Below are 26,612 nucleotides of genomic sequence, written 5' to 3' on the forward strand. Positions count from 1 at the left end.
CTATTTAGCGGCTGCTTTGACGGTACGTTGCTCGATGCGCTTCTCGAACGTGCCTTGGATCACGCGATCGACATAGATACCTGGGGTATGAATATGATCAGGGTCGAGTTCCCCTGGCTCAACGATATGCTCGGCTTCTACCACGGTGATCTTACCTGCGGTGGCCATCATAGGGTTGAAGTTAGCGGCGGTTTTACGGAACACCAAGTTACCCATGGTATCGGCTTTCCAGGCGCGGACTAAGGCAAAATCTGCTTTCAGTGCTGGCTCTAATACATAGTAACGGCCATCGATTTCTCGTGTTTCTTTGCCTTCAGCGACGGGCGTGCCATAACCTGTGGCGGTAAAGAATGCTGGGATCCCTGCGCCGCCCGCGCGGATTTTTTCCGCTAATGTGCCTTGAGGCGTCAAGATAACATTGAGTTCGCCAGAGAGCATCTGCTGCTCAAAAGTCGCATTTTCGCCGACGTACGAGGCGATCATGGTGCTGATCTGACGGCTTTTGAGTAGCAGTCCTAAACCAAAGTCATCGACGCCAGCGTTGTTTGAAATCGCAGTGAGTCCAGTCGTGCCCATTTTAACCATTTGGGCAATGAGTCCTTCAGGAATACCACACAAGCCAAATCCACCGACCATGACGGTCATGTTGTCTTCGAGGCCGTGTAACGCTTCTTCGTAGCTGCTAACCAGCTTATTGAGTCCTGCCATTATTATTATCTCCTGTGAGAGGTGCTAGGCTAGGCGCCGAGCATCTTTTATTCTAGTCGCGCCTTAAGTTATTCGGTCAGAGCAAGGGCCACTTTTGCACCACTGGTTCTGCTCAGCGCTCGGCTAATCGTGTTGCCAGCCTCTATTAAGCGCGGTAAATCAACGCCTGTTTCTATGCCTAAACCGTGCAGCATGTAAACCAGATCTTCTGTCGCCAAGTTACCCGATGCGCCTTTGGCATAAGGGCATCCCCCCAGACCTGCGACCGAGCTGTCGATAACGCTCACGCCTGTTTCTAAACAGGCAAGAATATTAGCCAGTGCTTGCCCATAAGTATCATGGAAATGTAGCGCCAGTTTATCTACGGGGATTTTTTGCGTGACCGCTTCCACCATTTTACGGGCGTTAACCGGCGTGCCAACACCGATAGTGTCACCGAGTGAGATCTCATAGCAGCCCATTTTGTAAAGAAGTTCTGCCACTCTCGCGACTTCACTTACGGCAATATCACCTTCATAGGGACAGCCTAAAACACAAGAGACATAGCCCCGTACGGCGATGTTTTTGGCTTTAGCCGCCTCCATTACAGGGATAAAACGCTCGATAGACGCCTCAATTGAACAGTTGATATTTCGCTGGCTGAAGCTCTGTGAAGCGGCGCCAAAGATGGCCACTTCGTCTGCACCAGCGTCAAGTGCAAGTTCCAGCCCTTTTAAATTGGGCGTCAGCGCGCTGTAGACTACGCCACTGCGTTTATTGAGCTGCTTAAAAATATCCGCCGAATCGGCCATTTGTGGCACCCATTTGGGTGACACAAAGCTGCCTGCCTCGATGCGCTTAAGGCCAGCCATGCCTAACTGGTCGATAAGGATAAGCTTGTCAGCCGTGGTGACAGCTCGCTCATTTTGTAAGCCATCGCGAGCACCAACCTCAAAAAGGCTTACCTTACTTGGGTATCTGCCAAGGTTAGTGGACATGATTAATCCTCCTCATTTGGCGTGACATCGGCAAGCACTGCGCCATCACTGACTAGCTCGCCTGGTTCGAAGAAAAAGGCAGCAACGGTGCCATTAAAGGGAGCTTCTATGGTGTATTCCATCTTCATCGCTTCCATCACCATTAAGCCTTGACCTTGTTCAACCTTATCGCCGACCTCGACAAGGTGAGTCACGATAGTGCCGTTCATCGGTGCTTTTAGTTTGTCTTCGCTGCTACCTTGCTCTTCAAAAATTTCAGTCTGAATCGCGCGGTAATGATAGCTACCTGAAGGTAAAAATAACGTAAAATCATCACCTTCTCGACTCACAGGGAGCTTACTCTTATGACCGTTAATTTCGGCGTGTAGCAGATCTTGTTTTAACTCACCGCTGAGTGTCAGCGTTTGATCGTTAAGATTTAAATAATAGCTATCGCCGATTTGGCTTAGGGTTAAGTGCTGTATTTGATGTTGGTCGTCCAGCAAGGTGAGCTGGTGAAGGCCGCTGCGGTTGAGCCTAAAACCACTCACTTGTCCCCAAGGAGAGTAGGGGTCATTGCTATTGGTGGCGGTGAGTTTCGCCAGCTCTTGTTGGGCACAAAGGTGATATAGAGCGGCAAAGGCGAGAGCACTGTTTTGCTCTTTGCTGCTATCTGCATCTAAGTTAGTACCAATTAAGGTGTCGCCGTAACGCTCAATAAAATCGGTGCTAAAGTTGGCATCGCTAAAGGCTTGATGTTCGGCGATATTCGCTAAGAACTCTATGTTGTGTTTCAGACCGCTAATTTGATAAGACTCAAGTGCGTGCACTAAGCGTTGCAGTGCACGTGGACGAGACTCGTCCCATACAATTAATTTCGCGATCATGGGGTCGTAAAAATTACTGATCACATCGTTTTCACGAATGCCTGAGTCGATACGCACATAGCGGCTTTGCTCGGGCTCGCGCAAGAAGTTCAGCTTACCGCTAGCGGGTAAAAATTCATTTTGTGGATCTTCGGCGTAAATACGCGCTTCAAACGAGTGGCCGTGAATACGCACTTCATCTTGTCTCAGTGGTAACTCACTGCCACTGGCCACCATCAGTTGCCATTTGACTAAGTCTTGGCCTGTAACCATCTCGGTGACGGGATGCTCAACCTGCAAGCGGGTATTCATCTCCATAAAATAGAAGCTGCTAGCCTCGTCGGTAGCATGGGTGTCGAGTAGAAACTCGACCGTACCGGCGCCGACATAATCAATCGCTTTAGCGGCAGCAACGGCGGCTTCACCCATGGCGCGACGAAGGCTGTCCGTCAGACCTGGCGCTGGTGCCTCCTCGACCACTTTTTGGTGGCGACGTTGAATAGAGCAGTCACGGTCGGAGAGGTAGATACAGTTTCCTTGAGTGTCGGCAAACACTTGCACTTCAACATGGCGAGGTTGTCTTAAGTAGCGCTCAATCAATAATTTATCGTTACCAAAAGAAGATGCCGCTTCACGGCGGGCCGAGTTAATCGCGCCCAGCGCTTCTTTTTCAGACTCAACGATACGCATCCCTTTACCGCCGCCGCCATAGGCCGCCTTGATCAGTTGCGGAAAGCCTATCTCTTTCGAGGCTTGAAGTAAGCTTGCATCACTTTGGTCGTCACCGTGGTAGCCTGGCACTAATGGCACATTGGCTTTCTCCATGATGATCTTAGCCGCACTTTTGCTGCCCATGGCATCGATGGCGTCGGCGCCTGGGCCAACAAAGGCGATACCAGCTTGTTCACACTGGCGTGCAAAGTCGGCATTTTCAGATAGAAAGCCATAACCCGGGTGAACGGCCTGGGCGCCGCTGCGCTTTGCGATCTCTAGGATCAGATCGCCTTTTAGGTATGACTCACTCGGTGCGCTACCACCTAAGTAGAAAGACTCATCGGCCATCGCCACATGACGCGCATCTTTATCTGCATCGGAATAGAGGGCGACAGTTTTTACCCCCATGGCATTGGCGGTTTTGATAATGCGACAAGCAATTTCGCCGCGGTTGGCAATCAGTAATTTAGTAAACATGTTAGCAAACTCCCGCGCTTGGCTTGGCAATAGGGTCATTATTCATTGTGGTGTTCATATCGCTTTCCAATCTGGGCTTCGTTTATCGAAAAAGGCATTTAGCCCCTCTTGACCTTCGTCAGATACGCGAATACGGGCGATGCGCTCACTGGTGTAGTTCAATGTATCGTCATCGATAACGCCATCTTCTAAGCGTGACAACAAGGTTTTTACCCATGCCATACCTTGTGGGCTATTGCTTAACAGGGCGGCTATAATGGGTGCAGCTGCAGCGTCAAGATCATCTGCTATCTCATGGATAACATTGAGCTTTAGCGCTGTATCTGCATTAAAGCGCTCGGCGGTGAGCATGTAGCGGCGTGAGGCGCGTTGCCCCATTGCGCGTACCACGTAAGGGCTGATCACTGCGGGAATTAATCCAAGCTTGACTTCGCTTAAACAGAAACTCGCGCGTTCATTGGCAATCGCAATATCGCTTGCGCAGATAAGGCCTAGTGCCCCACCAAAGGCTGCTCCTTGAACCAGCGCAATAGTCGGTTTAGGAAATTTATCTAATGTATGCATCAAGGTGGCGAGCTCATTGGCATCGGCCAAGTTTTGCTCAAAATCCATCTTGGCCTGTTTGCGCATCCAGTTAAGATCGGCTCCAGCGCTAAAGTTCTTGCCATTGGCCTTGAGGACTAAGACTTGGCAATCGTCATTGCTAGCAAAACTATCCAGCGCTGCGATCATCTCGCTAATCATCACCTCATCGAAGGCGTTATGTTTGTCGGCGCGGTTAAGCACCATCTCGCCGACGCCATTGTTTAAGGCGCAGCTGAGGTATTGAAATTGAGTGTCTAGTGTTGTCTTGTCGGTCATGTTTGCATCCTCTGCCTAAGTTAAGAAATCGAATTTGATGGCCGCTTACATGCGGAACACACCAAACTTGGTTTCTTGTACTGGGGCATTTAGGGCGGCAGACAAGGCTAAGCCGACAACATCGCGTGTTTGCGCAGGATCGATAATGCCATCATCCCAAAGGCGAGCGCTGGCATGGTAAGGGTGACCCTCTTTGTCATATTGCTCGACGATTGGCGCGCGAAATGCCGCTTCATCTTCATTGGACCACTCGAGGCCTTTACGGGTGAGTCCATCGCGACGAACGGTAGCCAATACGCCTGCGGCTTGTTCACCGCCCATTACAGAGATGCGCGCATTTGGCCACATCCACATCATGGTGGGTTCAAAGGCTCGACCGCACATGCCGTAGTTACCCGCGCCGTAGCTGCCGCCAATAATTACGGTAAATTTAGGCACGTTGGCACAAGAGACCGCGGTGACCATCTTAGCCCCGTGTTTGGCTATGCCTTCATGCTCGTACTTTTTACCCACCATAAAGCCGGTGATATTTTGCAGAAACAGTAGCGGGATCTTGCGCTGACAACAGAGCTCGATAAAGTGAGCCCCTTTTTGTGCCGACTCAGAGAATAATATGCCATTGTTGGCCACTATACCCACAGGATAGCCATGAATACGGGCAAAACCACACACGAGTGTCGCACCATAGTTAGCCTTGAATTCGTCGAAATCTGAGTCATCGACGATACGGGCGATCACCTCTTTGATATCGAATGGCTTCTTCAGATCGGTGCCGACAATGCCGTAAAGCTCATTAATATCAAACTTGGGTGGTTTGGCTGGGCTTAACAAGCTTTCAATCTGTTTATTGTGATTGAGACGTGTCACGGCTTTACGGGCAAGTTCGAGGGCGTGCTCATCGTTTTGCGCCAAGTGATCGGCAACGCCAGATATTTTGGTGTGTACTTCGGCGCCGCCAAGTTCTTCTGCCGACACCTCTTCACCGGTTGCCGCCTTAACTAATGGTGGGCCAGCCAAGAAGATAGTGCCTTGCTCTTTAACGATAATGGACTCATCGGCCATGGCTGGCACGTAAGCACCACCTGCGGTACATAAGCCCATGACCACCGCAATTTGAGGAATGCCTAATGCTGACATCTGTGCTTGGTTATAGAAGATACGCCCAAAATGATCACGATCGGGGAACACCTCATCTTGGCGTGGCAGGTTAGCCCCGCCGGAATCGACTAGGTAGATACAGGGCAGGTGGCAACGCTTAGCAATATCTTGTGCGCGCAGATGTTTTTTGACGGTAAGCGGATAGTAAGTGCCGCCTTTAACCGTTGCATCGTTGGCGATCACCATACACTCGACGCCACTGACTCTGCCTATACCGGCGATGATCCCAGCCGCAGGTACCACATCGTCATATACCTCATAGGCGGCAAATTGGGATATTTCTAAAAACGGCGAACCAGAGTCGAGTAGTTTCTCGACGCGCTGGCGAGGCGACAATTTGCCACGAGCAAGATGACGTTCCATAGCGACGGCGCCGCCACCTTGTTCAATTTCAGCGAGTTTGAGCTTGAGATCGGCCACGACACTGGCCATCTGTTGATGTTTGGTTTTGAACTCATCGCTGCGAGGATTGATTCGACTACTCAGTTGCGTCACGTCAATGTTCCTTTTGTAAACTGTGATGGTGTCTGATGAGGCATTTACACTCATCAAAGGCCGAGCGATCTCTCGGCCATCAATAAGCGATTAACTATTTAGATTCGTTAAATAGCTCGCGGCCAATGAGCATACGGCGAATTTCTGAGGTGCCCGCACCAATTTCATATAATTTGGCATCACGTAGAAGGCGACCCGCAGCATATTCGTTAACATAACCGTTACCGCCGAGCAGTTGAATCGCATCGAGTGCCATTTTGGTCGCGAGCTCGGCAGAGTAGAGAATCGCGCCTGCGGCGTCTTTGCGAGTCGTCTCACCACGGTCGCAAGATTTAGCGACGTTATAGATATAAGATTTTGCCGCATTCATACCTGTGTACATGTCGGCCAACTTGCCCTGAACTAGCTGGAACTGGCCGATAGACTTACCAAATTGCTCACGCTCGTGGATGTATGGCACCACGATATCCATACAGGCCGTCATGATCCCTAGTGGGCCGCCAGACAGGACCACGCGCTCGTAGTCTAGGCCGCTCATGAGGACTTTAACGCCGTTGTTGAGTCCGCCTAAGATGTTTTCTTCTGGGACTTCACAATCTTCAAATACCAATTCACAGGTGTTTGAACCGCGCATACCCAGTTTGTCTAGTTTCTGTGCCTGACTGAAGCCTTTGCTGCCGCGCTCGACGATAAATGCAGTGATCCCGTGGGGACCTTTATCTAGGTCAGTTTTAGCGTAGATCACATAGGTGTTAGCATCAGGGCCATTGGTGATCCACATCTTGTTGCCGTTGAGAATATAACGGTCACCCTCTTTGCGTGCATGCAGTTTCATTGAAACCACATCTGAACCAGCATTAGGCTCACTCATGGCCAAGGCCCCAATATGTTCGCCACTCACCAGCTTAGGCAGATATTTAGCCTTCTGTTCGGCGTTGCCGTTGCGATTAATTTGGTTAACACACAGGTTAGAGTGCGCGCCATAGCTCAGGCCAATAGATGCAGATGCACGTGAAATCTCTTCCATCGCCACTACGTGCGCTAGGTAACCCATGTCGGCGCCGCCGTACTCTTCTGGCACGGTAACCCCTAATAGACCCATGTCACCCAGCACGGGCCAGAGCTCGTTAGGGAAGGCGTTCTCCTGATCGACTTTAGCGGCGATAGGAGCGATTTCATTGGCGGCGAAACTCTGCACTGCATCACGCAGCATATCGACATCTTCACCGAGACCAAAATTTAGAGATGAGTAGAGTTGAGTCATTGTTATATCCTACAGGTCTGATTTTTATAATTATTTTAGTAATAGTCGTTTAAGTACTGATTGTTAGTGTATTTTCTAGTTGTGCAAACTCTGTCTTTATTTGCCACCGCGAGTGTTTATTGGCTCTGCAGTTCTAACGCCGCACGGCATTGCTGCTCGGCAGAGTTAAGCTCCATCAATACGACCTTGATGTCGTCCATCTGCTGTTGCAGGGCCGTTTTCTTTTCATCGACCAGTTCCAACATGGTATGCAACTGGGTGCTACTGTTTTTATCGGCGTCGTACAGCTCAAATAAACGGCGAGTTTCGGCGAGAGAGAAACCTAATCGTTTACCACGTAATATCAGTTTTAAACGAACACGATCTTTTAGGCCGTAGATGCGAGTTTGCCCACGGCGCTTGGGTTTCAGCAGGCCCTGATCTTCATAGAAGCGAATACTTCGAGTCGTGATATCAAACTCTTTTGATAGATCACTGATTGAATAAGTTGTCTTTGGACTGTGTTTGTCGCTCATCAAAAAATACCATAACAATTAACATTGATAGAACGATATATGAAGTTTACGTAAAGGTAAAGATTTTAGGTGGTCAAATCTTGCCATTAAGCTCAAAACTGCTTCTGAGTGCAGGACTATCAGCCAATTAAAAAGGGAAGCGAGTGCCAAAGAGTCGTTAATCCTGACGATTAGGCAAAGGTCTAATGGGAAAAGATCTTTCACTCTCCATAATGAAAGGTATGGCGCAATTGCCAAACAAGTTGAAAAAGGAAGCCGATATGTGGCTGGCTAAGTGCCTTTGGGCATCGACCCGTTGCACTTAGCGCGGTTATATATTAATTGGAGATGGTCATATGAAGGCAGTGCATAAGCAGTTACATCAACAATCTATTGAAAATCCAAATGAATTTTGGGCCGATGCCGCCCAAGCGATAAATTGGGTTAAACCATTCGACACCGTACTCGATGATGCCGATGTGCCCATGTATCGCTGGTTTAGTGGCGGACAGCTTAATACTTGCTACAACGCTGTCGATCGGCATGTTGAGGCTGGACGCGGCGATCAGGTGGCTATTCAATATGTAAGTCCGATCACCGATACCGAGTATGGTATTACTTATAATGAGCTGCAGGCTCAGGTGAGTCGCCTTGCGGGATATATGGCAAGTCAAGGGGTGAGCAAAGGCGATAGAGTGATCATCTATATGCCCATGGTGCCAGAGACTGCCTATGCCATGCTAGCTTGTGCTCGTATTGGCGCCATTCATTCTGTGGTATTTGGTGGTTTTGCTGCTAATGAGTTGGCGACGCGTATCAATGATGCCAAGCCAAAAATGATTCTATCGGCATCTTGTGGTATCGAACCTTCAGGCGTGGTGGCATATAAGCCGCTACTCGATGATGCTCTTAACCAAGCGACCCATCAAGTGGATCAATGCCTCATCCTAAATCGTCATCAACTGCATGCGGATTTAGTGGAAGGGCGCGACGTAGACTGGCAATTCGCCATGGTCGATGCGCCCAATATCGACTGTCAGCCAGTGGAGGCAACCGATCCCCTGTATGTGCTTTATACCTCTGGCACCACAGGTCAACCCAAAGGTGTGGTTCGAGACAATGGTGGCCATGCGGTTGCGCTCGCATGGTCGATGAAAAATATCTACGATATTAATGGCGGAGATGTGTTTTGGGCTGCATCGGATGTCGGTTGGGTGGTGGGTCACTCTTATATAGTCTATGGCCCTTTGTTGGTGGGCGCGACAACCTTGTTATTTGAAGGTAAGCCTGTGGGGACACCCGATCCCGGTATTTTCTGGCGTACCATTGCTAAATATCAGGTGAAGAGCTTCTTTACGGCACCGACAGCGATTCGCGCCATTAAGCGTGATGATCCCGATGGCGACTTCTTGCAAGACGTTGACCTGAGTTGCTTAAAAACCGTGTTCTTGGCGGGGGAGCGTTGCGATCCTGATACCTTACATTGGGCGGAGCAGAAGCTAAACAAACCTATTATCGACCATTGGTGGCAGACTGAAACTGGTTGGCCAGTGGCAGCCAACATGATGGGGACAGCGCCAGTGCCTGTTAAGCCAGGATCACCAGCATTAGCTGTGCCGGGTTATGATGTTCAAGTGGTTGATGAGATGGGCGATCAAGTGCCCGCCGATCAAACGGGCAATGTCGTGATAAAGCTACCATTGCCACCAGGCACCTTGGCGACCCTTTGGCAAAACGAGGGGCGTTATAAAGAAAGTTATTTATCTATGTATCCTGGTTTTTATCTGACGGGTGATGCGGGTTATATGGATGATGAGGGTTACCTCTACATCATGAGTCGTATCGATGACATCATCAATGTTGCTGGTCATCGCTTATCGACGGGACGTTTTGAGGAGGTATTGTGTCAACACGAGGAGGTTGCCGAAGCGGCTGTGATAGGTGTCGATGACAAGCTCAAGGGGCAGGTACCACTGGGACTAGTGGTGCTTAAAAAGGGTTGCACCTTAACTGACGAACAGCTTTATATAGAGCTTATTGCCCTTGTGCGCGAACAGATTGGCCCTGTGGCGGCATTTAGGTTGGTGAGTGCGATTCCTAAGTTGCCTAAGACACGTTCAGGCAAAATTTTACGCGGCACTATGCGTAAGATTGCCGATAATCAGAGCTTTAATATGCCTGCGACCATTGAAGATCCTTATACATTGGAACTAGTGCGCAATGCGCTGACTCGTATGGGCTACGCCGATGCCCATGTCTAGGACTTAGGCTGTCGGATTAAAAAAGGGCCAGATGGCCCTTTTTTTACACCCCCAGTTAACCCTGATGGCTTTACAGTTTGAAGGTTTCTATTCTTGCTTTAAGATTATGGGCCAAGCTACTTATTTCTTGGCATGCAATCGCTGTTTGAGAAGCTCCCTCGGCCATCTCGGTCGATACATTATTGATATGATCCACGCTGCGATTAAGATCTTCAGATACCGCAGTTTGCTCGCTACAGGCAGTGGCGATTTGGGTGCTCATCTGGGCTATGTTCTCCACCGAATGTTCGATTTCACTGATTTGGCTACCAGCTTCGTTAACCTGATCGACACATTGGGCAATGCCTTGTTGGCATTCTTGGCTAGAGATACCAATCTTGCTGCTGTTTTCCTGTAGTTGATTAACGATATCGACAATCTGTGAGGTAGAATCTTGGGTGCGCTGAGCTAAAGATCTTACTTCGTCGGCGACCACGGCAAAGCCCCGTCCCTGTTCACCCGCTCGCGCTGCTTCAATAGCCGCATTCAGTGCCAATAAATTTGTCTGTTCGGCGATGCCACGGATCACATCTACGACCATATTGATGTTGTTTGAACTCGCTTCGAGTTCTTGAGCCAATTCATCGGATTCTTGGATCGTTTTCGAGACTCGATCGATGACGGCTATGGTCTGTTGCAGAGTCAGCGTACCTTGTTTAGCGACCTCTGTTGCCGAATAGGCCGAGGTTGCTCCAGCTTCGGTATTTTGTGCCACTTCACCGACGGCAGCCTGCATCTGAGTCATAGCCGAGGCGACGGAACTGAGCTCTAGCTGTTGATTCTGCATGTTTGATGCATTTTGTCCCGAGATGGCACTCACCTCTTCGACGGCTGCGGTTAGCTGAAATGTGGAATCATTGATTTCTGATACCAATGAGTGAAGGTTGGTCTGCATGGTAATGAGTTCGCGAAGCAAGGTGCCAAGCTCATCTTGGGTGAGGGCTTCGTCCTCTATCGCGTTGTTGAGTTGCCCTTTAGCAATCTTAGCTGCAAAATCCAATGCTCTGTCGATGGGACGACATATTGCGCGAGACAGCAGTGTCGAGGACAGCATGATGACCAAAATAATCACCACGGCGCCAATGCTTGCACTGTATTGTGTCGATAGTGCTTCATTGTGAACGTCTATCCCAATTTGTTTTACGAGCTCATCATTGAGTCCAAGGGTATCATCTAGGCTACTTAGGGCTTTGGAATAGGTACCAAAACTCGACAATACTACCTGATTGGCTTTTTCTGCGTCCCCTCGACCGAGCAGACCGTTATAGGTGCTGGTTTCTTGAATATATTGATTCCAAGTATCTTTAAATACCTTAAATGAACGTATTTCTTGTTGGTTGAGATCCAATGATTCATAGGCGGTTATTCCGTCTGTTACATCTTTGCGCCACTTATCTAGGTCTTTTAGCCATTCACCTATTTTAGGATTATCGCTGTTAGGGAGTAAGGAGAACTCATCTTTACGCACTTTGGTTATGTCGACTTGTATTCCCTTTAATATTGCGACAGAAGGCAGGCTTTTGTCGGTCAGCATCCTTATATTCTGGTTTAGGGCCGATAGGCTCAATACTAATAATAGGGCAACCGTCGCAAATACTACGAATACAACCAAGTAGCTTAGCCATATTTTTTTCACGACGCTTAAGTCTCTAATCTTCATACGCTTCTCCATAAAAAAGCTAGTTAAAGTACTAACACTTATTAACTATAGCGTGTATCTTGATAACCTTTAGGCTCATTTGTTGATAATTTATTATTTTTTCAACTTAGAGTAGATGTGAGCAGTTTGGTGTAGGCGCCTATGGGTCGTAAGCTTGTTACTATCTTGCTTAGATGAGTTATCAAGGTTGGGGGAACTGGCAAGCTGGGAGTAAGAACAGCCTTTCTATTTATCGTTAGTCTTTTGGGTTTAAGTTAGTGACGTTTTATGCTTTATAGAAAACTTATTCATAACCTATGTGCTATGTTGTTTCAGTGTTTATTGTATTTAGACTGAGCCATGAAGAAATTTTCAATTAGTCGAATAATACTAAGGTGGGTATTTTTAGGTTGCTAGGGCCTGTTGAACCTTGCTGTGAGTTAGACATTAACTCGCAGCAAGGTAAAGATATTTTAGATACCATTGAAGCCAAAGTAGCCGCTCATCTCTCTTAATTGAAATGACATTAATTATCGGAAAACTGTATTCTTCACTAGCCGAATTAACGAGGATACTCGCTGAATTACAGAGTCACCGGAGCGTTTGATTATTGCTATAGTTGACTTAGCTTTTAGATATCGGAAAACTAAAAAGCCGACGATGAGTCGGCTTTTGTATATTCAATCGACTAAATCCACGGGACTAGGCCAGTTTAACGACCATCTTTCCGCGGTTTTTCCCCTCAAATAGACCGATAAATGCAGCAGGCGCTTGCTCGAGCCCTTCATAGATGGTTTGTTCTGCTTTAACCTGACCACTCGCTAGCCATTGCCCCATCTGCTGAGAAAATTCGCCATAGTGTTGCCAGTGCTCACTGACGATGAAACCTTCTATCTTCAATTTTTTCATGATGATGTAGGCAAGGTTACTCGGTCCTTGTGTGGGCGCTGTGTCATTATATTGAGAGATCATGCCACACACTGCAATACGTCCATGGTCGTTCATATTGTCTAGTGCAGCAGCTAGGTGTTCACCGCCCACGTTTTCAAAGTAAACATCGACCCCTTGTGGCGCAGCCGCTGACAGTGCTGCACTTAAGTTAGCGGTAGTTTTGTAATTAATCACTTGCTCAACGCCCATGGCGCTAAGCGCTTCGGCTTTTTCATCTGAGCCTACAGAGGCGATGACCTTGGCGCCCATCAATAAGCCAAGCTGACAAACCACACTGCCTACCGCACCAGAAGCAGCAGAGACGAAAAGGGTTTCGCCTTGTTTTAGTTCGGCGATACGGTTTAGACCCGTCCATGCTGTCATGCCTGGCATACCAAGGACCCCAAGAAAATGTGATTCACACAAAGGCGTTTGGGGTAACAGGGTATGGTCTCTGCCGTCGGTAATGTAATGGCTGCGCCAGCCATTCATGCTGTTGACTTTGGCGCCGACAGGGAAGTCTGCATGGTTAGACTCGATAATTTCGCCGATAGCCCCACCCTCAAGCACTTCGCCTAAAGCGAATGGTGCGATATAACTTTCTCTATCGATCATACGGCCACGCATGTATGGGTCAACAGACATCCATAGGTTCTTCACCAAGAACTCACCAGCTTTGATGGCTGGCAGCTCGGCGTCAATCATGGAAAAGTCACTCTTAGATGGCATGCCTTCTGGGCGTGCGTTCAAAACAATTTGCTGTGCGTTCATAAAATACCTTTTTTACTTTGTGCGCTAATTAATTGTGGTAGACTTTACAATTATCTCTGGGATAATGCAAATGCTTTGCGCGCAAAGTATTTGCATTTAGTATCGAGTTATTAGTATCGAGTGATTCGTTTGATGCCTCTGAGGTCGATACAATAAGGTCCTCACCTTGCGAGTGAGGTGAATGTTAAGCATCTATATAAATAAGCTACATAGGACAAAGACTGTGACTGAACAATCTATCTCATCGACCTCTGGCGGTGAGGAGCCACAATCATCAGCAGGCAAAGGTCTGTCAGACAATGTGTGTTTTGCACTTTATACCGCCGCTAATGCCTTGGTGCGTGCTTATCGGCCACTGCTAGAGCGCTGCGATCTCACCTATCCGCAATATCTAGTGATGCAAGCGCTGTGGTTTGAAGATGATGCCAGTTTAACGACGCTGTCCTTGGCGACTCGGCTCGATCTTGGGACCTTGACACCGATTGTTAAACGGTTGGAATCAAAAGGCTTAGTGGTGCGCAATATCGATATGACCGATGAGCGAAAAAAAGTCATTAGCGTCACGCCTACGGGGCTTTCCCTTAAACAGGAGGCGTTGGCACTGACACAGAGGCTACTAGAAAAAGTGACTATCTCGGTGCAAGAAGTCGAACAGCTGCGAGACCTTTGCCTGACTTTGACCCAAGATCTAAATCAAAAGTAGTGTTTTGAAGAAGTACTCAGCGTTGAAATAAAAACAACTCTAAGAGATGCTTATTATTATAGCGAACACACTGTTTTCTGGTGTGTTCAGTGATTCGGGATATAGCCTAGTAATTAACTTACCAATTTTTGTATAATCGCCGCCAATTTCTTGCCTATCAATTGCGCAGTGTCAGAGCAGTGGATGTAAACGATTACAAGCCTATGATTTGACTAAACTTGGGCTGAAAACTATAACAGATAGGCGTCTATAATCTCTGTTTTCCGTGGGAAAATCTAATGCAAAATCACCCAGACCTTCTCGATATAGGTGTGATTGGCTTAGGTGTGATGGGTAAAAACCTCGCACTCAATATTGCCGACAATCACTACAACGTTGCCGCGTTTGATCTCGACACGCAAAAAATTACCGCGCTGCTAAAGCAGGAGCAAGCAGAGCGTCTTCCTGATACTGCGCAGCGCATAGCCGGTTGTAGCAATCTTTCAAAAATGTTGTCTAGTCTCGCAAAACCTCGGGTATTGGTATTGTCTGTGCCAGCGGGAGCGCCCGTTGATGGCGTGTGCAGTGCCTTGATTGAAGCGGGTATAGAAGCTGACGATATTGTTATCGACACTGGTAATAGCCTTTGGACCGACACTGTAGCGCGAGAAGCCCAATATGCAGGGCAGTTTGTCTTTTTCAGCTGCGCCGTATCAGGCGGGGAGATGGGGGCGCGTTTTGGTCCATCGTTAATGCCAAGTGGCGACAGAAAAGCTTGGGATAGGATTAAGCCGATTTGGGAAGCTATCGCGGCTAAAGTCGACCCGACGACTGGCCTACCCATTGAACGTCAAGAGCCGGGTAACCCGGTAACAGAGGGCGAGCCTTGCACAACCTATATTGGTCCAGCGGGTGCAGGTCACTACGTTAAGATGGTGCACAACGGTATTGAATACGCGGACATGCAACTTATTTGCGAAGCCTATCAACTATTAAGCGATGGCTGTGGCATGAGTGCTAGCGACATTGGTCAGGTATTCGCGCGCTGGAACCAAGGTAGCTTAAACAGCTACTTGATGGAAATAAGTGCCGATGTGCTTTCTCAGGCCGATCCCATCACAGGTAAACCTTTGGTGGAGATGATCCTCGATAAGGCGGGCCAGAAAGGCACAGGTCTTTGGACTGCCGTCAGCAGCCTTCAAATAGGCTGCCCTGCGCCAACGATTGCCGAGGCGGTTTATGCGCGAGCGGTAAGCACCCAAAAAAATCAGCGCCAGCAGTTAAGCAAGATGTTAGCGGGCCCGCAGCCGATGAAAATGAGCGCTGAAGAGCAGGCTCAATTTATCTCGCAGTTAGAGAATGCGCTCTATTGTGCCAAGATCGCCTGCTACGCTCAGGGTTTTCAGCTAATGGCGATGACGGCAAAAGAGAAAAATTGGCAGTTAGACTTTGCCGATATCGCTAAAATATGGCGCGCAGGCTGTATTATCCGAGCGACATTTTTGCAGTCGATTACTAAGGCCTATCAACAGGCCAGTGAGAACGGCGAAGAGCTGGCTAACTTATTGATGGCAGGCAGTTTTAGTCATGCATTGTCGGCAAAACAGCTAGATTGGCGTCAAGCGGTAGCCAAAGCCATTATTGGTGGCGTGCCAGTGCCTTGTATCGGCTCTGCGCTGGCGTATTATGATAGCTATCGCTGCGAAACCTTACCTGCGAATTTACTCCAAGGTCAGCGAGACTTTTTCGGCGCTCATACGTTTGAACGTATCGATACCCCAGCTGGTGAGAAGTACCACCTTAACTGGAGTCATAGTGAGCGCACCATAGAGAAAGTTTAACCTTTCCAAGGTAAGAAATAGAAAAGGCCGTTATCTTGAATGAGATGACGGCTTTTTTGTTACTTCACTAGCCTCCACAGGTGCCGCTTTCATAGCAGCTAGGTTTACGCGGACAGGTTGAGCCACGAGAGCAAATTAGCCTAGCTTCGTTGTCTATACCGCGTTCAACCCAGTTGATGTTGAGGATTTTTGCCACTCGCTTGATATCTGTTTTGATGCTAGTGGGTAGGTTAGCCGAGCCGCCATTGTCTACGCAGACCTTTTTGAGTTCGTGTGCAATGGATTGGGCGTCTCCACCTTGGGCTTCGATAGCGGGGTTAAGGTCGATACCGGCGCACAATACATGGGGGTTACCGGCTAAGTCATTGACACGGATCGATTCACAGCAGTAGATTTTTGGCTCGGTGGCGACATCTAATATAGATATCTGCGCCGACGATCCCGTTGATGCCGCATTGATCATACGAAATACCGCCCAGTGTTGACAGGGATCTTCCACTTGACGCATGTTACCCCATGGCAGAGGGATCCCGTTACCACGATAGACCGCCTTGAGTTTGCCTGGCGAATAAGCGTCGAAATAGTGCCAATGACTGTAGGGTGATACAGCGGTCATTCGCCGCATGGCCACCGATGGCGAGACTCCTACGAGTTTTGCCACATCTATCTCATAACCGTGACGGTCGAGCAGTTGTCTAAAGGGAACTTTAGGGCAGAGTAGGGCGCCGGCAAAGAAGCTAGACTCAAAGTCACGCCATGCATGCAAAATATCTTGGGCATCGACCGTTGATGATTGCGGTGAATTGAAGGTCTCTTCGCTTAAACTCGTGCCGTGGCTTCGACCTGCGACCATGATACTTTTCAGGCCATCTTTGTTGTGTAAAACACAGTGACCAATATGTACCGCTAAATCATATTTGAGTCGATTGTTGTGGTTTCTTAGGAGTTTATTGAGGCAGATCTGATTCGGTAATTCGAAATAGGAGGTGATGATATGCTGTTCGCTCGCTCCAGCCTCAATGCAGATCTCTTTAGGTGCCTGGCTAAACCATTTCACTTTTAGCCCCAATCTATCGACTATGCTAAGCAGGTCGTCGAGATTTAATGGCATGCGTTTTAGTCCCACCTCTTCGGCGGCTCGTTCAAGATCGGGGAAATGATTCTGATGGTGTTCCTGATGGGCGCGAATTAACAGATGTGCAAATTGGCGACCACTGATCCCCGTTTGTGACAACATCTCAGGGATAGCGATTTGGAGGATCTCATTTGAAAACAAAAAACTCGGCTCCAATGCCATGCCGTTGATCCCGCCCCTTGACCCTTTGACTGGGGTTATAGCTTGCTCTTCTGGTGCATCGTCAAGGAACCAGTCGACCTCTTTTTGAAACACAGCTGCAATCACCGCAAGCATGCCAGCACTGGGGACTCGCTTACCTCTTTCTATCATTGAGAGGTAAGAGACTGAGGGAGCAGAATCGGCATCGACTCTTACACAGCGAGCCGAAAGATCTTCCATGGTTAGATTATTACGTTTTCTTAGGTTTCTAATTTTAGTTCCCAGAAAATGTGACTTTCTCATTAGGCTAGTATTTGTTTTCATTTTGTAAAATTCACATTGTGAAATTTCTATTGTGAAATTGTAAAGAAAAAAGCGCTAGACTACAAATTAAGCAATCGGGACTGATTGTTGGTGTGAAGAGACTCGTCGTTAATCGCTCTCTTTGACCAAGTCAGTCAAAGCCAGTTTAGCGATAAATCACTATTGGAAGGATGAAGCTATGAATATTCAAGCAGAGCAACATAACCAGATAGACCAAAGTATTTACAACTTCATCAAGCAGGTAATGCCTATGACACTTATGAATGGAAACAACGCATTAGATCAAAACAGTCACAGTAACGACACTATGGCTTACGCCAAGCAAATTCTTGATCAATATTTCCCTCTCAGCAATGGTTCTCATCAGGATGTCTGCAGCTATGTGATTTACTATAAACAGCTTCTTGCGTTTTTTGCCGATGGCACCCAGAGTGGTCTTGCTCAGCCAAGACAGTTCGTTGCCTTAACGGGTCATAAGTGTGAACCTAGCTCAATAGTGCTTAAAAATAACGGTTTTCATGTTGAGTTGTCACTAGATAGAAGTGGTGAGAATGGTTGTTATGATCGAGCTGGTGTTGACGATGTGCAAGTTGAAGCGGCTTTGATGACAATTGTTAATAGCAGCCAAGCACCATCTCAGCGTAGTTGGACTAGTCTCATTAGCGGTCAAGCGGGTAAAGGCAATAAGCAGTTTACCTCTAAAGATGGTAACGAATACGATTTGTAATGGCTTATCGCTACAGCTGAAATTAAAGATTGCTTAACTTTTGCTGTAAAAATATGTCGTAAAATAATCGAGTAAAAAGGCCTGTGATTTCACAGGCCTTTTTCGTTTAGTGCTTTTTTACTCTTTAAGCTAAAGGCTAAAGGCTAAAGGCTAAAGGCTAATCCTATGCTAAAGAGGGTGCTGAAAATAATGGTCAGTTTCGCCGTTTGACCGAGTAACGGATTTAGCGCTTCACCTGAAGTTTGGCTAAATTCGCTATTTAGTTTTCTAGCCAAAATCAATGATAGCCCGCCCAGTAATACCGGTAGCCCAGGCAATAGACCCATAAAGAAACCACCGATGATCAATGCAAAAGGCAGATACACTAATGCTTGATAGAGGACACGAGACTGACCTTCACCGATCCTGACGGCAAGGGTGAATTTACCCGCCTTGGTATCAGTTGGAATATCACGGGTGTTATTTACTAACATGACCGCGGCATTAAATAGGCCAATAGCGCTTCCCAATAGCCAGGCGGCGATGCTGGTATCGCTTGCTTGCAAGTAATAACTGCCGACAACGGCCACTAAGCCGAAAAAGATAAAGGCGGCTACTTCGCCTAAGCCATGAGAGGCGAGAGGATAGGGGCCACCACTATAACCGAGCGCACCTAATATTGACGCCGCAGCTAGGATAGCAATGGGCCAGCCGCCATGATAAATAAGCAGAGAACCAACGCTGAGGGCAAGTATCAGACAGATAATCATCGCATTACGTACTTTTTCTGGTGCTAATAAGCCGCTCTGAGTGACACGTATGGGCCCTAGACGCTCTTGAGTATCAATACCACTTTTAAAGTCGAAGTAATCATTTGCTAGATTGACGGCAATCTGCAGCAGCAATGCGCAAATCATCGATGTGCAGGCGATAAGCCAGCTGAACTGTTCGAGATGAAGCGCAAGCGTATTACCAACCAATAGCGGGCCAATAGCGGCTGGAAGGGTACGTGGTCGTGAAGCTAAGATCCAAGGATTCATTATCTATGTTCGTAGTTGTTAACAAGTAGGTGGACTGAGGCGGTGAAGGCCTAAATTATGCGCGTAGCATAACAAAAAACGCTATGTCGATGAAGCGCTTGTATTAGCATTCTGTGAACTGCTTCGTTTTATTTATTGTTTATGGCTGGGATCTTTAGCCATAGGGATAGGATTGGAATAACTGTCTGTTAATAGAATGTGAAAAACTTGATGTAGAGCACGATTATTATCCGAAACATGACTAATTCTGTAGCCGAAGTCAAAGAATATGGTTGATAAATGTGCTGTTATAGTACTTCGTGAGTCTGGTTTTATTCGCGTTTTGTTAAAACTTATCTAATTAATTTATAATGATTTTATTATATTAGCTTGACGTAAAGTAAACGTTATTGAACCGCCTAATAAAAAAGGAATCTAGGTGATGCGTTTTGATGAACAGGTCGCTGTCGTCACAGGAGCAGGAGCCGGCTTAGGAAGAGCATATGCCATCGCCTTGGCTGAGCGAGGAGCGCGTATTGCGCTTATCGATTCAGGTTATGGTGATGCTAGAGAGCCTCATCGCCGTTATTCCGAATTAGAAAACACCGCTAAGGCACTAGAGCAACTGGGTGCGGATATTCTAAGTTTTGCTATTGATGTTCGTGACGAAACCGCATTAATTGAAGCCGTTCATCAAACCCATGAAAAATGGGGGCAGATAGACATTCTGATCCACTGTGCTAGCATCCATCATCCCTGTCCGTTTGATCTGTTAACCAAGGAACGTTGGCAACATCAGTTGGATGTGGACGTTAATGGCTGTTTCTATTTAACTAAATTGGTTTGGCCCCTGATGAAACTGCAAGGTTACGGTCGCATATTAGTCAGCAGTGCAGCCAGTGGATTGTATGGCAACATGTATGAGACCAGTTTTAGTACCAGTAAGATGGCCTTAATTGGTCTCGCCAATAGCCTTGCTTTGGAAGGCAAAGAGTATGATATCTGCGTCAATACCATTACTCCTCATGCATTAACTCAGATGACTGAACATCATCTTGCCCCTTCGGTTAAGCCCTTGTTTACCATCTCGTCTGTGAGCGCTGTGATGCTGTTTCTAAGTTCTAAATATGCGCCGACAGGGCAACACCTGTTAGTGGCTGCGGGTAGTGTCAGTAGAGGTGGTTTTACCGAATATCAGCATATTCGTATTGATGAGGAACACTGTAATCCAGAGGTATTGCAGCAACGTTGGTTAGAGATTGAGCGAGCACCACCTTGTCGTCAACATCCTAGTGCAGAAGATCAAGTGACAGCTTGGGCAAAGAGAGCCGCATTAGAACGCCATATAGTTATCGAATAAGTTTAATAGTTATAGTTTGTTACCTGAACACAATATTGATATTTACTCAAGAAACCTCACTGATAAACATGCCTTTAAAGCGCAACATGTCCTAGTAACATGAGTCGATTCTAAGGTAAGCTTAGCGGTCAATAAATCGATGTTGTTGCTGGGGGTGGAATGAGCCACGTTTTAGATGATCTGTTATCACTACTTTCTCTTGAGCAGATAGAAGTCGGGCTTTATCGTGGTCAGAGTCAGGATTTAGGCTTTGGCCATGTATTTGGTGGTCAAGTGATGGGTCAAGCATTAAGCGCTGCAGCACAAACGGTAGCAAGCGATAGACAGGTTCACTCATTTCACTCCTATTTCTTACGTGCTGGAGATGAAAAACAACCAATTGTTTATGACGTTGAGATTATGCGTGATGGAGGCAGTTTTAGTGCCAGAAGAGTAAAGGCTATCCAAAAGGGTAGACCGATATTCTATATGACGTGCTCGTTTCAGGCTGAGGAGGAAGGGTTTGAGCATCAGAGCGTAATGCCAAATGTTCCTGGTCCTGAAGGATTGTTGAATCAGCAAGAGTTGGCAATGACTCTGCGTGATAAAGTGCCTGCCAAGGTGCTTGAAAAATTTATGGCCGACTCTCCCTTAGAGATGCGGTTGGTCAATCCAAGTAGTCCTATCGCTCCGGCAGTATCGGATCCCAAACGATATGTGTGGATAAGAGCAAACGGTAACATTCCTGCCGATCTCTCTGTACATGAATACCTACTGGCCTATGCTTCAGACTTTAATTTCTTAGTTACTGCTGTTCAGCCCCATTGTGTATCATTTTTAACGCCAGGTATGCGTATGGCGACTATTGATCATGCTATGTGGTTCCATCGGCCGCTGGATCTGAGTCAATGGTTGTTATATAGCATTGATAGTCCAAATGCGGGTGGTGGAAGGGGATTTGTGCGCGGAGAGTTTTTTACTCAAGGCGGTGAATTGGTCGCATCGGCGACTCAAGAAGGGTTAATTCGTTTTACTAAGCGATGAGCAATATTTTATTAGGCTGAATCTATGAGCACCAAAGTTAAAAGTATTATCACACTATTTTGCATATTTGTTCTCAGCGCCTGTGTCACAGTACAGCCTGAGCCTCCGGTTATTGTTAACGGAGCGGCTGGCTATTTAGAGAAGATAGCGCTGCCGCAAGGGAGTGCAATCACTATTGCGGTTATCGATCTCGATACTCCTGGCGTGATCATTGCGCAGAAGTCATTTAATATTGCTCGGACGCCCGTGCCATTTAAATTTACTTTTGGCGCAGAAACTATCGACAAGTCAGTTAATTATGGGGTCGTTGCCATGATTCAATATCAAGGGAAAGTGATTTTCCAGACTTATGATAAGTTTCCGGTTATTAATAACGGCAAATACACCACAGAGGTGTTAATGAGACGGGCTACATCGCGTTAACTAAGTCCTAGTGGGTCAATCCTAGTAGAGTAAGCAGTCGTTTAGTCGATCATTCACAATAAGGAGCTTAGGCTCCTTTTTTGTTGTCACTCTAAAACCACCGCCTATGGAGATGGGGAGCATCAATTAGGCTTTGGTGAAATAAAATCAATGAAAGTTATGCAGTAGGTTATGTTCAATGGCCTACATAACATGGCTTTTTGCTAAAGCAGGGTAGGAAAGCTCCCTTCTAGGGATTGATATTCCAGCTACTAGTTTCAGAAGGTGGATGCTCTACAATGATACTTGGATTTTTACCATGATTTTTTGAATTCTTTGCCTTTTCTGTTTCCGTTTTTGCCATTTCCCGCTTTGACTCCAATTTTCTCTTTGATTTCACCATTACTTGAGCATTATTTAGCGCTATTTGGCACCCGCTTTGTGATTGCCACCGATAACGGACGCGTGGGACGGCGTAGGTGAACTCGAGGTGATCTTTATCACTAAATTCAAAGGTGCATTATCAATATTTGTTCGTTTTATGTGATCCGTGTCAGTTATAGTTACGACTAATTAGGTAGAAGGCGTGGTTATTGATATGGATCAATATGTAGCTAATTTGCTTCTGGCAGGATACACGCAAATGTAAGGATTTTGATAATAAAAACGACATATGCTGTTGTATTAATGGAGTAGTATGATGAAAAAAAATATCGTATCAGGTCTAATCGCTGTAACTCTTCTCTCTACTGGTTTCGCCACTTCTGTTTCTGCACATCAAGCCGGTGATTTTATCGTTCGTGCTGGTGCCGCTATGGTCGCACCGAATGAATCTAGCCAAGATGTGGCTGGACTTGGTGAGTTTAAAGTAGATGATAACACTCAGTTAGGCCTGAATTTGGGTTATATGTTGACCGATAACTGGGGAATTGAATTATTAGCGGCGACACCATTTAGTCATGATGTTTCTTTAAATTTAGGTGACGGCAACGGATATACTAAGATTGCCGAAACTAAGCATCTTCCACCAACCTTAGTCGCGCAGTATTACTTCGGTTCGGCGGACTCTAAGTTACGTCCTTATATTGGTGCTGGCGTTAACTTCACTAACTTCTTTGATAATGAGTTTACCAATGACCTTAATGGTGCATTGACAGATCTAAGTTTAAGTAACTCATGGGGTTTAGCGGCTCAAGTGGGTCTTGATTATCAGATCAATAAAAACTGGCTCGTGAACGCGTCGGTTTGGTATGCGCAAATTAGCACAGATGTTAAATTCAATTTAGGCGATGCACCCGTGAAAATTGAAACCGATATCGATCCATGGGTATATATGGTGAGTGTTGGTTATACCTTCTAATAATGTCTAAATGTATTATTTAAGAAACGCGACAGTTTAACAGATAAAAAAGGAGCCCTTAGGCTCCTTTTTTGTTATTTGGGCTATTGTATTTATCCCCTTGCTTGCCTATTGCCTATTTCGACTTTTGCGCCGCTTTCTCTGCTAGGCGCTGCTCTTTAGTGCGCCAATGGCGGGTATTATAGATAAACTCTGGTAACAGTTTGGTTAGCCAGGCCACCAATCGCCAGCGTTTGGTGATATAAGCTTTGCGCTTAGCGGACTTCATTGCCTTAATCACTTGCTTTGCAACTTCATCTGGCGGGGATAACCATAGTCGACTCCCCTGCATTGCCGCTTTATCTAGTAGGCCCATCTGAAGATCTGTGATGGTGATGGGAAGCTTAAGACGCTGAGCATGCATGCTCAGCCCTTCCAAATAGTTAGTCGCGTAAGCTTTAGAAGCGTGATATGCCACGCTAGGTCCACCACGTAATCCCGCTATTGAATTAACAGCTGCTAGCTGTCCATAACCCTGTTCGGTAAATAGCCTAAACGCCGTATTGCATATGGCACTAAAGCCCTGCACATTGACGGTAATAATATCTTCTTCAGGCTGCCATGGTAGGCTGGCATCATAGCTATTTAGTCCTGTGTTCACTATGACTAAGTGGGCGCCATTTAAGTCCTGCCAGAGGGATTCTAAGGTGGAAATAATGGCTTGTGGCTGCTCTACTTTTAATGCATGCACAGTCGCTTTGCTTGGCAGTGATTGAGCAAATTCCCTCAGTGAATCAGGGTCTTGGGCAAGGAGTGAAAGTTCTACACCTTGCGCTGAGAGTTGCTTAGCTATTTCGCGGCTTAACAGTGAGCTCGCGCCCACAATTATGGCAGTTGCTTGAGTCATGAGGGTATTCGACAACAAATGGTTGGCCTATGATATGAACTTAACGCGTTGAGAACAAGATTTATAACGTAGACATATGGACATCTAGAAGTCTTTATGTATGATGAGGAGTAAGAGTATGAATAATTGGTTAAAGTCGGTTTTATCTGTCGGGGCAATGGTTGCGACATTGAGTGGATGTGCGACTCCAAATGCGGGTGTCGAGATCCAGGGGGAAATTTGGTTTAAAGAGCGTATTGCCCTTCCAAGTGATGCGGTATTAACGGTTCAAGTTAAAGATGTCTCTTTGATGGACGCACCAGCGGTGGTTATTGCAGAGCTGGAGCGAAGCGATGTGACAACACCTGCACCGTTTCAATTTATGATCCCGGCAGATCAGTTTGAGCAAGGCCACACCTATGCAATCGGTGCCAAGATTAGTCTAGGTGATAAACTGATGTTTATTAATACTCAGTCATATCCCATCGACGTTGGCTCGCAAGCGCCTATGTCGATACTAGTGCAGAAAGTTGGCCGTTAGTGATAAGTTATGTTGTCCCTTATCGCGCCGACTTCATGGTCATAGCATACGCGTGGCGTATGTTTAACAAGAGTATAAGAGGCGCGGTATGCCGGTAAAAATTCCTGATAATCTGCCTGCGGCAGAGATCCTAGAGTCCGAGAATATTTTCGTCATGTCTGAAACTCGGGCGGCGAATCAAGATATCAGGCCGATGAAGGTGTTGATCCTCAATCTTATGCCCAATAAGATCGAGACGGAGACCCAGTTACTGCGATTACTGGGTAATACACCACTTCAAGTCGATGTCGATCTGTTGCGAATTCATGACAAAGAGTCGAAACATACTTCTATCGATCACATGAATAATTTTTATCGTGATTTCGAAGATGTACGACATAAAAATTATGATGGCTTAATTATTACAGGGGCTCCACTCGGGCAAGTGGAGTTTGAAGATGTGATCTACTGGGACCACATTCGTGAGATCATCGATTGGTCTCAAGAGCATGTGACATCGGTACTGTTTCTTTGTTGGGCGGCGCACGCCGCCTTATACCACCTGTACGGTTTGCACAGAAAGCTACTGCAAAAAAAACGCTCAGGAGTGTTTAATCATCAACGTAGTAAACACTATTTTCCTTTGCTTCGTGGCTTCGATGAGGAGTTTTTTGCACCACACTCGCGTTTTGCTGAGATGGATGTCAGTGAGTTAAAAGCGCACCCAGAGCTGCAAGTATTAACTGAATCAGAAGAGGCCGGGGCTTACATGGTGCTGAGTCGCAGCAACCGAAACCTGTTTGTTATGGGCCATCCAGAATATCAAAAGTCGACCCTAAAAGATGAATATCAACGGGATCTCGGTGAGGGACTCAATCCTGACGTGCCACTTAACTATTTTCGTCATGATGACCCTAACCAAGAGCCTGTTGCCCGCTGGCACAGCCATGGGAGTTTATTGGTTAGTAATTGGCTCAACTATTATGTTTATCAGTTAACGCCTTATGACCTTGATGACATGAGCGCTATGACCCCTTGGGAAAGTGATGGGGTAGTTAAATGAGCGAATTGTCAAATACCACCTTGATAGATACACCAAGATTGCAGATGCGTGAATTTACCCTCGATGATGCTGACGCGGTACTGGCCTTTTCGATTCATCCTGAGGTGGTACGATACACAGGTGATGCAGGCAAGGTTAACTCGCTTGAAGATGCCAAACGGGTTATCAAAGATTATTGGTTGGCCGGGTATCGCGAGCATGGTTTCGCGCGATATGCGCTGATCTGCAAGCAAGATAATCAATTGATCGGGTTTTGTGGCATAAAATATGAACCCTATCTCAATCGTGGCGCCGGGGGGATCGATATTGGTTATCGGATGTTACCCGACTATTGGGGGCAAGGATTGGCCACTGAAGCGGTAAAGGCTTGCTTGGACTATGCGCACAGCACCTTAGGGGTCGAGAAGGTTTACGCAGAAGTGATGGTTGAAAACAGCGCCTCAAGTAAGGTGTTGCTCAAGGCGGGTATGCGGCATATTGATAGCTACCAAGATGACGGTTATCAACTGCATCTTTATGAGACCTGCTAGCCGCCACG

23 protein-coding genes are annotated in these 26,612 nt (G+C 46.9%); 11 read left to right on the top strand and 12 right to left on the bottom strand.

Features of this window, described 5'->3' with window-relative positions; genetic code table 11:
• The 7 genes from K0I73_RS06475 to K0I73_RS06505 all read right to left on the bottom strand — a co-directional run bounded on the left by K0I73_RS06475 (position 1) and on the right by K0I73_RS06505 (position 8,014).
• Positions 1-708, bottom strand: a complete 708-nt coding sequence (locus tag K0I73_RS06475; RefSeq protein ID WP_220063676.1) for a CoA transferase subunit A — start codon at positions 706-708, stop codon at positions 1-3.
• Positions 709-776: 68 nt separating this feature from the next.
• Positions 777-1,685, bottom strand: coding sequence for a hydroxymethylglutaryl-CoA lyase (locus tag K0I73_RS06480; RefSeq protein ID WP_220063677.1), 909 nt, complete (start codon positions 1,683-1,685; stop codon positions 777-779).
• Between the two features lie 2 nt (positions 1,686-1,687).
• Complete coding sequence (locus tag K0I73_RS06485; protein WP_220063678.1) at positions 1,688-3,721, bottom strand: acetyl/propionyl/methylcrotonyl-CoA carboxylase subunit alpha; 2,034 nt, start codon at positions 3,719-3,721, stop codon at positions 1,688-1,690.
• A gap of 54 nt (positions 3,722-3,775) precedes the next feature.
• Positions 3,776-4,582, bottom strand: a complete 807-nt coding sequence (locus K0I73_RS06490; protein WP_220063679.1) for an enoyl-CoA hydratase-related protein — start codon at positions 4,580-4,582, stop codon at positions 3,776-3,778.
• Positions 4,583-4,627: 45 nt separating this feature from the next.
• The gene (locus tag K0I73_RS06495; RefSeq protein WP_220063680.1) at positions 4,628-6,235 is read right to left on the bottom strand and encodes a carboxyl transferase domain-containing protein; all 1,608 of its coding nucleotides are present in this window, start codon (positions 6,233-6,235) and stop codon (positions 4,628-4,630) included.
• Positions 6,236-6,329: 94 nt separating this feature from the next.
• A complete protein-coding gene (locus K0I73_RS06500) occupies positions 6,330-7,499 on the bottom strand; it encodes an isovaleryl-CoA dehydrogenase (RefSeq protein WP_220063681.1) in 1,170 nt (389 codons plus the stop codon).
• Between the two features lie 116 nt (positions 7,500-7,615).
• The gene (locus K0I73_RS06505) at positions 7,616-8,014 is read right to left on the bottom strand and encodes a MerR family transcriptional regulator (RefSeq protein WP_220063682.1); all 399 of its coding nucleotides are present in this window, start codon (positions 8,012-8,014) and stop codon (positions 7,616-7,618) included.
• 335 nt (positions 8,015-8,349) lie between these two features.
• Between K0I73_RS06505 and K0I73_RS06510 the strand changes: the two genes are divergently transcribed.
• Complete coding sequence (locus tag K0I73_RS06510; RefSeq protein WP_220063683.1) at positions 8,350-10,254, top strand: propionyl-CoA synthetase; 1,905 nt, start codon at positions 8,350-8,352, stop codon at positions 10,252-10,254.
• Positions 10,255-10,324: 70 nt separating this feature from the next.
• Here the strand turns inward: K0I73_RS06510 and K0I73_RS06515 are convergent, their stop codons facing one another.
• Positions 10,325-11,953: a HAMP domain-containing methyl-accepting chemotaxis protein gene (locus K0I73_RS06515; RefSeq protein WP_220063684.1), complete on the bottom strand. Its 1,629-nt coding sequence runs from the start codon at positions 11,951-11,953 to the stop codon at positions 10,325-10,327.
• A gap of 681 nt (positions 11,954-12,634) precedes the next feature.
• Entirely contained in the window at positions 12,635-13,633 is a 999-nt protein-coding gene (locus tag K0I73_RS06520; protein ID WP_220063685.1) for an NADP-dependent oxidoreductase, read from the bottom strand.
• Positions 13,634-13,871: 238 nt separating this feature from the next.
• Between K0I73_RS06520 and K0I73_RS06525 the strand changes: the two genes are divergently transcribed.
• Both K0I73_RS06525 and gnd read left to right on the top strand, forming a co-directional pair.
• Positions 13,872-14,336, top strand: a complete 465-nt coding sequence (locus K0I73_RS06525; RefSeq protein ID WP_258405342.1) for a MarR family winged helix-turn-helix transcriptional regulator — start codon at positions 13,872-13,874, stop codon at positions 14,334-14,336.
• A 278-nt stretch (positions 14,337-14,614) separates the two neighbouring features.
• On the top strand, positions 14,615-16,156 hold the full coding sequence (gene gnd / locus K0I73_RS06530; protein WP_220063687.1) for an NADP-dependent phosphogluconate dehydrogenase: 1,542 nt from the start codon (positions 14,615-14,617) through the stop codon (positions 16,154-16,156).
• 67 nt (positions 16,157-16,223) lie between these two features.
• Here gnd and K0I73_RS06535 read toward each other — a convergent pair whose 3' ends face one another.
• Positions 16,224-17,756 carry a DUF3612 domain-containing protein gene (locus tag K0I73_RS06535; RefSeq protein ID WP_220063688.1) on the bottom strand — a complete coding sequence of 511 codons (1,533 nt, stop codon included), beginning with the start codon at positions 17,754-17,756 and terminating at the stop codon, positions 16,224-16,226.
• Positions 17,757-17,934: 178 nt separating this feature from the next.
• Between K0I73_RS06535 and K0I73_RS06540 the strand changes: the two genes are divergently transcribed.
• Complete coding sequence (locus K0I73_RS06540) at positions 17,935-18,483, top strand: aldolase/citrate lyase/malate synthase family protein (protein WP_220063689.1); 549 nt, start codon at positions 17,935-17,937, stop codon at positions 18,481-18,483.
• Between the two features lie 143 nt (positions 18,484-18,626).
• Here the strand turns inward: K0I73_RS06540 and K0I73_RS06545 are convergent, their stop codons facing one another.
• Entirely contained in the window at positions 18,627-19,502 is an 876-nt protein-coding gene (locus K0I73_RS06545) for a 1,4-dihydroxy-2-naphthoate polyprenyltransferase (protein ID WP_220063690.1), read from the bottom strand.
• 421 nt (positions 19,503-19,923) lie between these two features.
• On the opposite strand from K0I73_RS06545, the gene K0I73_RS06550 reads away from it, so the two are divergent.
• The 4 genes from K0I73_RS06550 (at position 19,924) to ompW (ending at position 23,626) form a co-directional block, all read left to right on the top strand.
• Complete coding sequence (locus K0I73_RS06550) at positions 19,924-20,841, top strand: SDR family NAD(P)-dependent oxidoreductase (RefSeq protein ID WP_220064288.1); 918 nt, start codon at positions 19,924-19,926, stop codon at positions 20,839-20,841.
• Positions 20,842-21,000: 159 nt separating this feature from the next.
• Positions 21,001-21,864 carry an acyl-CoA thioesterase II gene (gene tesB, locus K0I73_RS06555; RefSeq protein WP_220063691.1) on the top strand — a complete coding sequence of 288 codons (864 nt, stop codon included), beginning with the start codon at positions 21,001-21,003 and terminating at the stop codon, positions 21,862-21,864.
• Between the two features lie 24 nt (positions 21,865-21,888).
• Positions 21,889-22,287 (top strand): YbaY family lipoprotein, encoded by a 399-nt coding sequence (locus K0I73_RS06560; protein WP_220063692.1) that lies wholly within the window; start codon positions 21,889-21,891, stop codon positions 22,285-22,287.
• 676 nt (positions 22,288-22,963) lie between these two features.
• Complete coding sequence (gene ompW, locus K0I73_RS06565) at positions 22,964-23,626, top strand: outer membrane protein OmpW (RefSeq protein WP_220063693.1); 663 nt, start codon at positions 22,964-22,966, stop codon at positions 23,624-23,626.
• 115 nt (positions 23,627-23,741) lie between these two features.
• On the opposite strand, the gene K0I73_RS06570 is transcribed toward ompW, so the two are convergent.
• Entirely contained in the window at positions 23,742-24,512 is a 771-nt protein-coding gene (locus tag K0I73_RS06570) for an SDR family NAD(P)-dependent oxidoreductase (RefSeq protein WP_220063694.1), read from the bottom strand.
• Between the two features lie 118 nt (positions 24,513-24,630).
• Here K0I73_RS06570 and K0I73_RS06575 point away from each other — a divergent pair, with 118 nt between their 5' ends.
• From K0I73_RS06575 to K0I73_RS06585, 3 genes are all read left to right on the top strand, one after another.
• Positions 24,631-25,032, top strand: coding sequence for a YbaY family lipoprotein (locus K0I73_RS06575; protein ID WP_220063695.1), 402 nt, complete (start codon positions 24,631-24,633; stop codon positions 25,030-25,032).
• Between the two features lie 88 nt (positions 25,033-25,120).
• Positions 25,121-26,074, top strand: coding sequence for a homoserine O-acetyltransferase MetA (metA, locus tag K0I73_RS06580; protein WP_220063696.1), 954 nt, complete (start codon positions 25,121-25,123; stop codon positions 26,072-26,074).
• Positions 26,071-26,604, top strand: a complete 534-nt coding sequence (locus tag K0I73_RS06585; protein ID WP_220063697.1) for a GNAT family N-acetyltransferase — start codon at positions 26,071-26,073, stop codon at positions 26,602-26,604. Before metA ends, K0I73_RS06585 begins: the two co-directional genes overlap by 4 nt.
• The last annotated feature ends 8 nt before the right edge of the window (positions 26,605-26,612 follow it).

Source organism: Shewanella mesophila, assembly GCF_019457515.1.
Taxonomy (GTDB): Bacteria; Pseudomonadota; Gammaproteobacteria; order Enterobacterales; family Shewanellaceae; genus Shewanella; species Shewanella mesophila.